This window comes from uncultured Sunxiuqinia sp. (genome assembly GCF_963974515.1).
Taxonomy (GTDB): Bacteria; Bacteroidota; Bacteroidia; order Bacteroidales; family Prolixibacteraceae; genus Sunxiuqinia.
In genome coordinates this window covers 59,357-71,646 of the sequence record NZ_CAXBDD010000005.1, presented here as the reverse complement: position 1 = coordinate 71,646, position 12,290 = coordinate 59,357, and the positions used below count along the sequence as shown (strand labels likewise).

14 protein-coding genes are annotated in these 12,290 nt (G+C 44.8%); 9 read left to right on the top strand and 5 right to left on the bottom strand.

Annotated elements, in window-relative coordinates; genetic code table 11:
- The first annotated feature begins 67 nt into the window (after positions 1-67).
- Positions 68-505: an NUDIX hydrolase gene (locus tag AAC033_RS02755; protein ID WP_339735133.1), complete on the top strand. Its 438-nt coding sequence runs from the start codon at positions 68-70 to the stop codon at positions 503-505.
- Here the strand turns inward: AAC033_RS02755 and AAC033_RS02750 are convergent.
- From AAC033_RS02750 to dapB, 4 genes are all read right to left on the bottom strand, one after another.
- On the bottom strand, positions 465-1,136 hold the full coding sequence (locus AAC033_RS02750; protein WP_339735131.1) for a WbqC family protein: 672 nt from the start codon (positions 1,134-1,136) through the stop codon (positions 465-467). The genes AAC033_RS02755 and AAC033_RS02750 overlap by 41 nt on opposite strands.
- Positions 1,137-1,142: 6 nt before the next feature.
- Positions 1,143-1,478 carry a LapA family protein gene (locus tag AAC033_RS02745; RefSeq protein ID WP_339735129.1) on the bottom strand — a complete coding sequence of 112 codons (336 nt, stop codon included), beginning with the start codon at positions 1,476-1,478 and terminating at the stop codon, positions 1,143-1,145.
- An 86-nt stretch (positions 1,479-1,564) separates the two neighbouring features.
- Positions 1,565-2,905 carry a signal peptidase I gene (gene lepB / locus AAC033_RS02740; protein ID WP_339735127.1) on the bottom strand — a complete coding sequence of 447 codons (1,341 nt, stop codon included), beginning with the start codon at positions 2,903-2,905 and terminating at the stop codon, positions 1,565-1,567.
- 14 nt (positions 2,906-2,919) lie between these two features.
- Positions 2,920-3,636: a 4-hydroxy-tetrahydrodipicolinate reductase gene (gene dapB / locus AAC033_RS02735; protein ID WP_339735125.1), complete on the bottom strand. Its 717-nt coding sequence runs from the start codon at positions 3,634-3,636 to the stop codon at positions 2,920-2,922.
- 286 nt (positions 3,637-3,922) lie between these two features.
- Between dapB and AAC033_RS02730 the strand changes: the two genes are divergently transcribed.
- Both AAC033_RS02730 and AAC033_RS02725 read left to right on the top strand, forming a co-directional pair.
- On the top strand, positions 3,923-4,795 hold the full coding sequence (locus AAC033_RS02730; RefSeq protein WP_339735122.1) for a pyridoxamine kinase: 873 nt from the start codon (positions 3,923-3,925) through the stop codon (positions 4,793-4,795).
- A 5-nt stretch (positions 4,796-4,800) separates the two neighbouring features.
- Positions 4,801-5,631, top strand: a complete 831-nt coding sequence (locus AAC033_RS02725; RefSeq protein ID WP_339735120.1) for an HAD family hydrolase — start codon at positions 4,801-4,803, stop codon at positions 5,629-5,631.
- A 5-nt stretch (positions 5,632-5,636) separates the two neighbouring features.
- On the opposite strand, the gene AAC033_RS02720 is transcribed toward AAC033_RS02725, so the two are convergent.
- Complete coding sequence (locus tag AAC033_RS02720) at positions 5,637-6,464, bottom strand: FRG domain-containing protein (protein WP_339735118.1); 828 nt, start codon at positions 6,462-6,464, stop codon at positions 5,637-5,639.
- A gap of 214 nt (positions 6,465-6,678) precedes the next feature.
- Between AAC033_RS02720 and AAC033_RS02715 the strand changes: the two genes are divergently transcribed.
- The 6 genes from AAC033_RS02715 (at position 6,679) to AAC033_RS02690 (ending at position 12,101) form a co-directional block, all read left to right on the top strand.
- A complete protein-coding gene (locus AAC033_RS02715; protein ID WP_339735116.1) occupies positions 6,679-7,971 on the top strand; it encodes a hypothetical protein in 1,293 nt (430 codons plus the stop codon).
- A 314-nt stretch (positions 7,972-8,285) separates the two neighbouring features.
- The gene (lipA, locus tag AAC033_RS02710; protein WP_339735114.1) at positions 8,286-9,149 is read left to right on the top strand and encodes a lipoyl synthase; all 864 of its coding nucleotides are present in this window, start codon (positions 8,286-8,288) and stop codon (positions 9,147-9,149) included.
- 11 nt (positions 9,150-9,160) lie between these two features.
- A complete protein-coding gene (locus tag AAC033_RS02705; RefSeq protein ID WP_339735112.1) occupies positions 9,161-9,811 on the top strand; it encodes an FAD-binding oxidoreductase in 651 nt (216 codons plus the stop codon).
- A 117-nt stretch (positions 9,812-9,928) separates the two neighbouring features.
- On the top strand, positions 9,929-10,618 hold the full coding sequence (locus AAC033_RS02700; protein WP_339735109.1) for a phenylalanine--tRNA ligase beta subunit-related protein: 690 nt from the start codon (positions 9,929-9,931) through the stop codon (positions 10,616-10,618).
- A gap of 72 nt (positions 10,619-10,690) precedes the next feature.
- Positions 10,691-11,242 (top strand): 1-acyl-sn-glycerol-3-phosphate acyltransferase, encoded by a 552-nt coding sequence (locus AAC033_RS02695; protein WP_339735107.1) that lies wholly within the window; start codon positions 10,691-10,693, stop codon positions 11,240-11,242.
- Positions 11,243-11,321: 79 nt separating this feature from the next.
- Entirely contained in the window at positions 11,322-12,101 is a 780-nt protein-coding gene (locus tag AAC033_RS02690; RefSeq protein ID WP_339735105.1) for an amidohydrolase, read from the top strand.
- The last annotated feature ends 189 nt before the right edge of the window (positions 12,102-12,290 follow it).

Genomic DNA, 12,290 nt, shown 5'->3' with positions numbered 1-12,290 from the left:
TTGCGAAGAGCCCGGTTTATAGGCTATTCAGTATTTATTGTATTAATGACAAGCAATCAAGAGACAAATGACAAAAACCTATACCTACGCATATCCGCGGCCTGCAGTCACCACCGATGCCATTATTCTGAAGAAGGAAACTGCTGAAATTTTGTTGATCCGGCGGGCAAAAGACCCCTTTAAAGACCGATGGGCTTTGCCTGGTGGCTTTATCGAAATGGACGAGGTGCTGGAAATCGCCTGCAAACGGGAACTGAAGGAAGAAACCGGTCTGACGGTGGAAAAGCTGGAGCAGTTTCGGGTTTACGATGCCGTAGATCGTGATCCGCGTGGACGGACGCTGTCGGTTATTTTTTATGGTTTTGTTGAGAAAGAGGCGAACGTGAAAGGTGGCGACGATGCTGCTGAAGCGGCTTGGTTCAGAATGGAACATTTGCCGGAGCTGGCATTCGACCACGCCGACATTATTCTTGACTTCTTGCGCTTACTGAGTCTCTCACGCTGATGCTTGCCAGCAAAATGGCATAACTTTCGGACCCACAGTTGAAAAGCAGATCCAGGCAGCTCAAATTCGGGGCAAAACCAAATTTGTCGTCAAATACCTGTGTATAGGTTTTTGGTTTGAAGAAAGGGTCGGGTAGCGCTTTTTGGGGTTTCGGATGAATCGCTTCGCGATAGTTCAGGCAGTCGACAGGCACTTCTTCAAAATTGACAGTTTGTTTGATCGTCGGATTTAGCTCCAGAATGGCCAAAACAGTTTCGAGTATTTGCTGATTGAAATCGAGCAAAAAGGCATGCTGTTTCGCAAAAAACGGACGAAAATCATCTTGCAGCACTTCAAAAAACGGCGAACTTTGATAGGCGGAAATAATGGCTTGCCAGTGGATATGCTGCCAGTTGGTGTCGTACGAAATTCTGATGTCTTTGATTTGTTGTTTTTGGCTGCGTCCCTTTTCAACCGGAACAATGATCTGTTCCGGGCCATTTGCAGCTAAAATAATACTCCGGTTTCGGTAAGTTTGCTTCACGAAGTTTTCAGCACTCTCCATCCAGATGGTTTGGTGAGCGAGAAATTTCGAGAGGTACTGAACCGGCGGAAAATAGGCCGTACTCAGCAGAATATCCTGATCAATCATCTTGATTTATTCCTTAAAAAAGCTGCTGTCGTCATCGTTCTCATCGGTCATTTCAATCCCTTCGATGTGTGTTTTTTCAGGAGCATGTGCTCGAGATAATTCCAACTCTTTAATTTTCCTTTGTCTTTCCTTAAGCTGGCCCTTTAGTTTCCATAACTTTGGATAAGCAAATGATAGCGCCAAAACGGCCCCCAAAATAATACAAACAATTAGGGTTAGAACGAGCGGGACATCGGTGATTTTCCAGAAGAATACGTTCAGTGTAATAAGCACGGTGTTTTGCAACGTAAAAATGACCAGTAGTAAGGCCAGAATCAATAAGACAATTATTCCTGCTGACATATGATTTGTTTTTAGGGAAATTAATAAAAAAAAGGATACCGAAGCAAATCTTCAGAATCCTTTTTTTCAGAATGTTTCGGGCTTGGCTAATGAACCACGTTAAATAACCTGTTCCAGCGGATGTTGTTTGGCAGACCTTTTTCTTTATCGAGCGACAGCCAGATAAAGACTGCTTTTCCAACAACGTGATCTTCGGGCACGAAGCCCCAGTAACGCGAGTCCGCCGAATTGTGACGGTTGTCACCCATCATCCAGTAGTAGTCCATGTTGAAGGTGTAGTTGTCCGTAGCGATGCCATCAACATAAATGGTACTGTCTTTCACTTCCAGTTCGTGATTCTCATACAGATCGATAATGCGTTTGTAAAGTGGAAGGGTCTCCATATTCAGGGTCACCGTCTTACCCTTTTGGGGAACAGTCAGCGGTCCAAAATTGTCCACGTTCCACTGGAAATTCGAATCGTGTGGAAAAATGTTCTGATCCCAATTTCCGGCAGGCATATTTACTCGCTTGATTGAGGTAACATTATTCAGTTTCTCCAATTCTTTCACATATTCATCGGTCAGCGGATACAGGTATTGCGAGCCCGAAAATACCTGTTGGTCAGCCCGTGAAATACCGATTTTCTCCAAGGTGCGCTTGTTGATCGGGGTTCCGTTGGTGGTGATAATGTAATCGTACTGGACTCCCGGAAACTCTTTCTGTTGCTCTCCATTCACATACAGTTGTCCATCTTTCAGTTCCAGCACATCTCCCGGTGTCCCCACACATCGTTTGATGTAGTTTTCGCGTTTGTCAACAGGTCGGCTAATGATTTCGCCAAAAGTTCGTTGGTCGCTCCAAATCCGGTCGCGACCGTATGATCGGATCAATTGATAGTAGTCCTGGGTCGGCATGTTCATCGCCACTGTATCGCCATGCGGGAAGTTGAAAACCACCACATCGTTGAGTTCAACATCGCCAAATCCGGCCATACGCTTGTATGGGTTTTGAATCCACTCAACATATGACTTCCGCGTTGTGGAAAGGGGCATGGTGTGGTGAACAAACGGAAATGACAGTGGGGTGTTGGGCAGTTTGGGGCCATACGCTGTTTTGCTTACGAACAGAAAATCACCCACTAACATCGACTTTTCCATTGAGGAGGTTGGAATGGTGTAAGCCTCAATAAAAAACATCCGGATGAAGGTGGCAGCGATTACTGCAAAAATGATGGCATCCACCCATTCAACTACTTTAGTTTGCTTGCCATCGGGCGGGTTCTTTTTCTTCCAGAAGGCCCAATGTACTTTTTTGGTGACATACATGTCGAAAATAACTGCCAGTCCGATAAACCACCAGTAGCTTTCCATCCAAATTACCCACAGACTGTAAATCAAGGCAACTACGATGAACTTGAACCATTTGTTCGTCAATATTTCTCTCATTGATTTGGAGTATATTATAAATTTAATAGATCATTCATGCTAATAAGACCTTTTTTGTCGGCACTAAATTCAGCAGCCAAAACTGCTCCCAGGGCAAATCCCTGACGGCTTTTTGCGCTGTGTTCAATTTCAATGTAATCAATGTCTGATTCGTATTTGATGCGGTGGATTCCCGGAACATCGCCTTCTCGAATGGCTTCAATATGCATTTCGTCGTCGCTTTTTGGGGTGTCCAGTGTCCAACTTTTTTTGCCGGGATGTATTTCAAACAGATCTTCGGCCAAGGTAATAGCCGTTCCGCTGGGGGCATCCAGTTTTTTTGTGTGATGAACTTCTTCCATGCTGATGTTGTACTCCGGACGGACTTTCATGAGTTCGGCCAGCTTCTTGTTTAAGGCAAAAAACAGGTTAACGCCGAGACTGAAGTTGGAAGCATAAAAGAAGGTTCCCTGGTGCTTTTTCATTTCGTCCAATACTTCCGCTTTGCGATCGAGCCAGCCGGTCGTTCCACTAACAACGGGAACTCCGCTGGCAAAGCAGGTTTTATAATTGTCAAGTGCTGAAGCCGGAATTGTGAATTCAATCGCTACATCAACTTTTCTCAGATTTTCTTTTGTCAGGTCGTGTTGGTTCTCCACGTCAATGGTTAAAACAATCTCGTGCCCGCGCTCTTTCGCAATGGCTTCAATGGCTTGCCCCATTCTTCCGTAACCAATAAGTGCTATTTTCATTCTATGTCATTTTTTTTGAAAGCATACAAAGATATAAATTACACGATAAATGTATAATTCTGATTGGATGGATGAAACAATTTTCGCTGAACAAGGAATTTTAGTGGTTGAAATAAGTGAATCAAGTTGATAAAAGAACGATAAATGGACTCTAAGATCCAACTTCAACCATTCGGTCACTTGCCATAAATGAATGTTCCGGATTTTAAGGCGCAGTAATTCTCCAATTGAAGTCCTCATATAATTGTTTAAATTTGAGGTCCATTTATAAAAATAGGAGATTTGTATGAGAAATCCAGTTCCCAGAGTTGCCGCCATTCATGATTTAAGTGGTTTTGGCCGGGCGTCGCTAACCGTTGTCATTCCCATACTTTCGTCTATGGGCATTCAGGTTTGTCCATTGCCAACAGCTGTTTTATCGTCGCACAGTGCGTTCGATGATTTTTATTCGGTTGATTTAAGCCCACAGCTTCAGCCGATGATTGACCATTGGAAAAAGTTGGACCTGAGTTTTGACGCCATTTATTCGGGCTATTTGGGGGCTGCTGAGCAAGTGGACACGGTGGCTCGTTTTATACATGATTTTTCAGCCAATAATCCGTTAGTGGTGGTAGATCCGGTGCTGGGAGATAATGGCAAGCTTTATTCGGCTTACACGCCAAAAATGGTGGCTAAAATGAAAGAATTGGTCACCTTGGCTGACTTAATTACGCCCAACCTCACCGAAGCCGCTTACTTGCTCGGAGAGAAGCACAATGCAGATATTGAGCTGAAGGAGTTGAAAGAATGGGCCATGCGTTTGGCCGAAATGGGGCCCGAAAAAGTGATTGTTACGAGTGTGCCCGATCAATTAAAAAATAACAATACGTCGGTTGTGGCGTTTAATAAAACAGATCATCGCTTTTGGCGAGTGGGTTGCGATTACATTCCGGCACATTATCCGGGAACCGGCGATGCTTTTGCCAGCGTGATGGTTGGGTCGCTGCTGCAGGGCGACAGTTTGCCCATTGCGCTTGACCGGGCCGTACAATTTATTTCGCTGGGTGTTCGTGCGACCTTCGGACACAATCATCAGGCCAACGAGGGCATTTTACTCGAAAAAGTACTGCCATCGCTTAATGCCCCGGTGCAAATTAGTAGTTATCAGTTATTGGATTGAAAAATATGAAAGATATTCGCTTGGTGGCCACCGACTTGGATGGCACGTTTTTAAAAAATGATAAGTCAATTAGCGAAGAAGATTTAAAAATGCTGGAGCTTCTCGGAGAGCGCAAGGTGATTCGGGTGGTGGCAACCGGCCGGAACTTCAAGAAAGTACTGGAGGTATTGCCGGATCATTTACCATTCGACTACGTCGCATTTTCGTCGGGTGCGGGTATTTACGATTGGAAGAAACGTGAGTTGGTGTATCGTCAGAACTTGAACCGGGAAACCACGAATGGCATCATTCATTTTTTTACTGAAAAGGATATGAATTTCCACTTATTTCGTGCTGTACCCGATAATTTCAGATGTTGGTATTTTCGGGGGAAGAACTCGTGCGAAGAATTCGAGCGATATTTCGACTTTCACAATTCGGTATCTGAATTATTGCCGGTTACAAAAAAGCTCGTGGATGATGCTTGCCAGTTTTTAGTGATTTTCCCAAATCAGCCGGAAACTTTCTTGCAGGTGAAACAAGACCTTGAAAGCCAGTTCGACGATATTAAAGTGGTGCGCACCAGTTCGCCCTTGGATACCGACTACATTTGGATGGAGGTTTTTCACAAGGATGTATCGAAAGGCAACGCCGTGAAATTTTTGTGTGAACAGAAAAATATTCATCACCACATGACATTTGGAATTGGCAATGACTACAACGATTTGGATTTATTGAATTTTACCTCCTTTTCCTACCTGGTCGAAAACGGACCTGATGAGCTCAAACCACACTTTCGAAAAGCCGTTTCGAACGAAAACAGTGCCTTCAGCAACAGCTTGAAAAAATATTTGTAGCTTTTTTATTCGCCAGTCAGGTCGCCCTTGGCTGGTTTGTAGTGCCGCTTTAGCCAGGTGGCCAGACCGTCAAGTCCGGGAAATAGCACCCTTTCGGTAATGTTGGCCTGGTCTAGTTTATCGCGCACTTCCCATTTCAATTCCTTTGGAATGATAATCCGCCGGTAGAGTTCGGGATGGTCGACCAGCCACTCGTCCATAATGCTTGTGGGTTGGGTCATCACCGAAAAAAAGGCATATTGGTTGACAATGCGCTGATCGATGGAGGGCGGTTCAAAAAAGATGACTTGCTCCTTGTTTAATTTTTTATCGAAGTCGGATAAGGACATGATGCTTTCTTCCAGCATTTCGATGGTGAAAGCGTTGCACCTTTCTTCGCGCAGCAAGTGGTTTAGCGGTTCGGATACCAGTCGGTTTACCTTCACAAAATCCACTTTCCAGATCACGCCGTCCAAATCAAATTTTTCGGTGTTGGCCGTGGCAAAGTGCATGGCAATAAAGGGCGAATAGGTCCAGTCCAGCAAGCGGGTGGGGAGGCCGTGGTGTTGCGCCATCACCAGCGAACGCCAGAACGAAGCGGTCAGTTGGGCATCTTTCGAGATGCTATACTTTCGAAAATTACGCAGCAGGTGATATTCCAGTTCGGGACGCTGTCCACAGTTCCGCAGAAAGCTGTTTTTCAGTTCATAGCTGGCATCCGAAAGTCCTCGAAAGGCATAATCAGATCGGTATCGCGTCAGGTGTGCCTTCCAGGAGTCGCGGTACACTTCTTCGCACAGCTCTTCCCAACTGTGCACGATGAAGTCATTTTGGTGGATTTTTTCTGATTTCATTGGTCCCAAAGTTCATTAAAAAAAAGGAATTTTACCCGAAGGTTAGGTCCGTTTTTTTCTGAAATGGTCCTCGCCTGTTTCAGCCATAACGCGCAATTCTTCATTCAAGTATAGGTTCTGTGTCAATCGTTAAATATTCTGAAAAGATTTTTTGCCAGTTGTCACTTTCTCTGTAAAATTCTAAATTAGCTGGCTAAACTTGAAACTGAGAAAAATGAGGGAGCGATTAATTATCTTTTTGTTGTTGGTCGGCTATGGTTTTGCTCCCGCCTTTTGCCAGTCAGAGAATGATTTTGACGAAGTTCTGCAGGTTCCCATCTACTATCCTGAAATTAACCCTGAAAGCCCCATTGGTATCTTTGCCTTCGATCTGCCGTTTTATTTTCCTTCGGCAAGCCCTAAGAAACATCAGCTTTCGGTAGGCTACACCATGGCCAATGTCTGGCATCCGCAGGCTCGTTTTCTGTATCCGCAAAACCTGACCGGCAAACAGCAAAATGAGCTGAAGGATATCTACATGTCTTGGCGGCCAGAGTATTTTGACGCGATGGAAATTGAGACGAAAGACAAGTTATTTCAGTCGGATGGGGTATTGCACCACCTCAAGTTTTCGTATCTCAACACCTGGACCAGCAAACACAGTCTGATTGTGAATTTCAATGTGCATCAGTTATCGGGGGGCCAGTCGCCACTCACATTTTTGGTTAGCGATAGCTTTATTGAGGCGTTTCACTCTAACTTTGCCATCGAAGATAATTACGGACGACGTTTGTTTCCGTTCAACCGGGCCTCCATTCAGTTTGATGATGAAACCGGAAACTCGTTTCGTAAAGATAAAGGCGATGTGTTTACCACCATCATTGATGGGCACTACTATCGGCAGGTTTTTACGCGCAAAACCCAAAAGTGGCATTTCGATACGCAGGTCGGAGCTCATTTGTCCATTCCGCTGAATGAGCTTCATCCCTACATCATCCCGGGACTTTCCGTAGGCATTCGCAACGATCTCAGGCTTGGTCCTAAAAGCAGTTTGACGTGGGCCTTCGACGGAGGGATCACTGACCAAACGTCATTTAAAATCGGCGATGGTATTCGGGCAATTGACTGGCAGTACCGCAAACACGGCCGAAGTTTGCTGGCCCTAAACCTGATGTCGCAAAAGAAGAACACGGTGGTGATTGGCTTGCTGCTCAATTACCAGGATCCTTTAATGAAGGGCAATTCATTTTCGTGGGATCAAACCGGATATTATGAAATTGGCGTGGAGGTATTGGAAGAAGGGGATGTTTGGGAAGGCGAACCAATTTCCCAGGAGTTTTACCTGTCGAAAATTACCCCGGCTTCTCTTTACCATTTTTCACTGAAGACCTATTTCATCCTTGGCTTTCATAAGAACGGCAACGAGTTTAATATTTATTGCGGCGAAGATTTGTTTTTAGTGAACAATGCCCCCGATATCCAGTTCAGTTTTCAATACCGGTTTGCTCCGTTCGGAAAGAAAAAGTGAGACTTTTTGACTTCAGTTTTCTGCATATTTAGGTCAGGTGTGTACTGGTTTGGATTGAATGACTGATAGTTGTTTTGAATGAAAATTAACGAAGACTGTAATCCAAGTGGTATTTTGTCACGTCCTATTGGATTGCTTCACGCCTCGTTTATATTTCTTCGCGTGTCATTGGTATTGTTTCACGTCTTGTTGATGATGCTCAGTATTGATTGGTATTTTATCAATTCTGGGTGACATTCTTTTCAAACCCAATGGTCAATCTTTTTTGAACAAGGCAGCGGGTTTCACGTTTATAGGTCAAAACTTATTTTGAGATGGCAGATATTAAGGAGAAAAGGGAGCGTTTACCCCGCTGGATGAAGTCGCCACTGCCTAGTGGTGAGAACTACTCAAAAGTGAAGCGATTAATAGCCGAGCACAAATTAAACACGATATGTACCAGCGGTAATTGCCCCAATAAAGGCGAATGCTGGAACGCCGGAACCGCCAGTTTTATGATTCTGGGTGACAAATGTACCCGGAATTGTCGTTTCTGTTACGTGAAAAACTTGATTCCCGATCCGGTGGACTGGGAAGAGCCGCAACGGCTGGCCGAAACCATCAAGACGCTGGGTTTGAAACACTGCGTGATTACCTCGGTTGATCGTGACGATTTGCCGGATGGTGGCGCTAAATTTTGGGCAACAACCATTTTGGCCATCAAGGAGGCAAGCCCCGGGACGACCATTGAAACATTGATTCCGGATTTTCATGCGAAAAAGGAGCTGGTGCAACAAGTGATTGATGCTAAACCCGAAGTGATCTCGCATAATCTGGAGACGGTAAAGCGCCTGACGCCGAAAATCAGAAGCACCGCGCGTTACGATCGTAGTTTAAAAGTAATTTCGTATATCGCCGAAGCCGGCATAGTCGCCAAATCGGGCATCATGCTTGGCTTGGGCGAAGGGCCCGACGAAGTACTGGAAGCCATGGACGACTTGAAAGCCGCCGGATGCAAGGTGCTGACTCTGGGGCAATACCTTCAGCCGGCCCCCAACCTGATGAAGGTGGTGGAATACATCACCCCCGAGCAATTTGAAATTTACAGAAGAGAAGCTTATAAACGAGGCTTTCGATATGTGGAGAGCAGCCCGTTGGTACGTTCTTCCTATCACGCAGAAAGGCATGTGAATGCCTGAAATGTTAGTTTATGGAAACACAATTACATCATGTTCTGGAGTTGGAACAACTGACTCCTGAAACCTTTCTGATTCACCTGGATCGTCAAGATTTTAGTTTCAAACCCGGACAATATGCCATTCTTCGAAACCCGGAAACCGGCGAAGGGCGCGAGTATTCCATCTACAGTGCGGACAAGGAAAATCGGCTTTCGTTTTTAGTGCGAGAGATTAAAGAGGGAGAATTTTCTCGTTACCTGAAACACTTAATCGTTGGAAGTGAATTGGTCGTTGAAGGGCCGCGTGGCTTTTTTATTTTGGATGAAAAGGCGTTGAACGGACATCCCCTGCTGTTTATCGCCACAGGAACTGGCATCAGCCCATTTCATTCGTTTGTTCAGAGTTATTCCAGTTTGGATTACCAGGTACTCCACGGCGTTCACTTTTCCGACGAAGCCTACGGAAAGTCTGCTTTCAATGCAGATCGCTATTTGCTTTGCTCCTCGCGCGAAGACAAAGGCGACTATTTTGGCCGGGTGAGTTATTACCTGAAGGAACATCAGGTGGATCAAGACCTGATTTGTTACCTGTGCGGGAATTCAGATATGATTGAGGAAGTGACAAATATTCTGGAAAGCTATGGCATTTTGCCCGAAAACATCCGGACTGAGGTCTTCTTTTAGACTTAGCTTGATTCGTTGCGGTCATTTTTGAACATTTCAGTCAGCAATAGGTTGTTTTGTTCGCATACTTGGTGCGATTTCTTATTTTTGCTTTCATGTATCTGCTAAATCTTATTCATGAGAACAATTTGGATCGAAGAACAACTCAAAAAAGCCTGTCCTGATATTCATTTGTCCTGCATTTCCTGTTCGGTCTCCATCCAGGGGTTTCAGGAAGATTTGTGGAAACTGGTTGATGCGAAGAGCCAGGAAATAATGGAAAATTTGACGATTGAAGAAATCCGTCACAATCCCAACATCGCGGCGGCCCGCGAAGCTTATAAAGCCTGTGGTAAAGATCCGGCGCGCTATCGCTTGTCAGCCGAAGCCTTGTTGCGCCGGGTGGTGAGTGGCAAAGGCCTCTACCAAATAAACAATGTGGTTGATCTGTTGAACCTGGTGTCGATTAGTACAGGTTTTTCGATTGGAGGCTACGATGATGACAAAATTGTTGGTGACATCGTTATGGGAATCGGTCGACCCTATGAACCGTATAATGGCTTGGGACGAGGCGAGATGAATATTGAAGGCATGCCTGTCTTTCGGGATGAAAAAGGTTCTTTTGGAACCTCCACGTCCGATTCGGAGCGAACAGGCGTAAGTGAAAATACCCGACGCTTTTTAATGGTGATCGTTTCGTACCAGTCGATTAAAATGCTGGCGGAGGCTACGCAAATGGCAATCAAATACCTGAAGGAGTTTGCTGAAGGAAAGAACGTTGAAGCAGTAATAGTCCCACAATGCACACAAAGGAAAAATGGAGTTTAAAAATTATAGACCGAACTATGATTCAACTAACTTTGTGTTCCTAGTGCTTTAGTGGGATAAAAAAACGAGCCAGTGAGATACATTTGTAAGTTTTTATTGAAGCTGTGGGGTTGGAAAACCGTCAATGGCGTAATGCCGCATAAAAAAGCCATCATCATCGGAGTGCCACATACCAGCGCCTGGGATTTTGTGATTTCGTATTTGTTTTATACTTCCGTGGGAGGCGTGGCTCATGTGATGATTAAGAAAGAGTTTTTCTTTTGGCCGGTGGGCTATTTTCTCCGAAAGATGGGGGCGCTACCCATTGACCGCTCTAAAGGAGCCACCGTGGTCAAACAAGTGATCAATGAGATGAACAATCGCAATAAAATGCATTTGGCAATGACACCTGAAGGGACCAGAAAGCAGAACAAGCACTGGAAAGCTGGATTCCATACCATTGCCAAAGCAACCGGAGCAACCGTTTATTTGGGGTTCTTCGATTTTGGGCGGAAGGAAATTGGATGGCTTGAAACGCTGCCGCTAACAAACGATCCGCAGAATGATATCAAACGAATGAAGGCCTATTACCGTAATAGAAACGTAAAAGCCAGATATCCGGAGCTGTTTACAGCGGAGGAGTAAGGTTGCAATCGGTTATTTAGTCAATTGGTCATTGATTATTGGTCATCAATAAGAGGATCAGAACTAAAATTAGTATACTATGACAGACAACTTGTGTATTGCTCTGGTGCAGTGCGAATTGGTTTGGGAGCAGCCGGCTGAAAACCGCAAGCATTTGCTTCACTTATTGGACGATCTTGCCAGTGAAACGGACTTGGTGGTTTTTCCCGAGATGTTTGCCACTGGCTTTAGCATGCAGGTGGAAAAATGTGCTGAAGCGATGGATGGAGAAAGCGTTCAATGGATGAAGCGATTGGCTGCTGATAGACGGCTGGTGGTGGCTGGAAGCCTCATGATTCGCGAGCATGGAAACTTTTTCAATCGCTTTATTTTTGTGTATCCCGAGGGCAAGATGGAATATTACGACAAACGTCACTTGTTTTCGATGGGAGAGGAGCACTTGCATTTTACTGGCGGGCAGACGCGTAAACTGATTCAAATCAAATCATTTCGGATTCTGCCACAGGTTTGCTATGATTTACGCTTCCCCGTATTTAGTCGAAACCGGCAGGATTACGATCTGTTGATCAACACAGCCAACTGGCCGGCCCCCCGCCGCGGAGCCTGGAAAACCTTGTTGAAAGCGCGTGCTATTGAGAATCAATCCTACGTTGTAGGTATCAACCGTATTGGCAGGGATGCTAATGGGATCAACTACGTTGGCGATACGTGTTTCGTAGATCCGAAAGGCAAAGTGATGGTTGCAGCCGAAGACAAGAAGGAGCAGATCATTACCGCCAAACTCTCCAAGGACTCGCTTGAAAGGTTCCGCAATAACTTCCGTGTTTTGCCCGACGCCGATGATTTTCAGCTGACGTGATCAATCTCTGTCGAGTCTATTTTCCTACTCTTGAATGCTCTTATTTAGAAATGAATTTTTCAATACAGAAACGAATAACTATAAAGTTAGTTTGAAAACTAAAATATTAGTTGTAAGTTTGAATTGGAATTCCAAATCATTAATCATTCTTAAAAAATCATGCTATGACACCACGAGAGACTTTTCAAC

What these genes read in the sequence shown, in the direction of transcription:
- AAC033_RS02755 (WP_339735133.1), top strand. Translation starts at nt 68, where the DNA reads ATGACAAAAACCTATACCTACGCATATCCGCGGCCTGCAGTCACCACC.
- AAC033_RS02750 (WP_339735131.1), bottom strand. Translation starts at nt 1,136, where the DNA reads ATGATTGATCAGGATATTCTGCTGAGTACGGCCTATTTTCCGCCGGTT.
- AAC033_RS02745 (WP_339735129.1), bottom strand. Translation starts at nt 1,478, where the DNA reads ATGTCAGCAGGAATAATTGTCTTATTGATTCTGGCCTTACTACTGGTC.
- lepB (WP_339735127.1), bottom strand. Translation starts at nt 2,905, where the DNA reads ATGAGAGAAATATTGACGAACAAATGGTTCAAGTTCATCGTAGTTGCC.
- dapB (WP_339735125.1), bottom strand. Translation starts at nt 3,636, where the DNA reads ATGAAAATAGCACTTATTGGTTACGGAAGAATGGGGCAAGCCATTGAA.
- AAC033_RS02730 (WP_339735122.1), top strand. Translation starts at nt 3,923, where the DNA reads ATGAGAAATCCAGTTCCCAGAGTTGCCGCCATTCATGATTTAAGTGGT.
- AAC033_RS02725 (WP_339735120.1), top strand. Translation starts at nt 4,801, where the DNA reads ATGAAAGATATTCGCTTGGTGGCCACCGACTTGGATGGCACGTTTTTA.
- AAC033_RS02720 (WP_339735118.1), bottom strand. Translation starts at nt 6,464, where the DNA reads ATGAAATCAGAAAAAATCCACCAAAATGACTTCATCGTGCACAGTTGG.
- AAC033_RS02715 (WP_339735116.1), top strand. Translation starts at nt 6,679, where the DNA reads ATGAGGGAGCGATTAATTATCTTTTTGTTGTTGGTCGGCTATGGTTTT.
- lipA (WP_339735114.1), top strand. Translation starts at nt 8,286, where the DNA reads ATGGCAGATATTAAGGAGAAAAGGGAGCGTTTACCCCGCTGGATGAAG.
- AAC033_RS02705 (WP_339735112.1), top strand. Translation starts at nt 9,161, where the DNA reads ATGGAAACACAATTACATCATGTTCTGGAGTTGGAACAACTGACTCCT.
- AAC033_RS02700 (WP_339735109.1), top strand. Translation starts at nt 9,929, where the DNA reads ATGAGAACAATTTGGATCGAAGAACAACTCAAAAAAGCCTGTCCTGAT.
- AAC033_RS02690 (WP_339735105.1), top strand. Translation starts at nt 11,322, where the DNA reads ATGACAGACAACTTGTGTATTGCTCTGGTGCAGTGCGAATTGGTTTGG.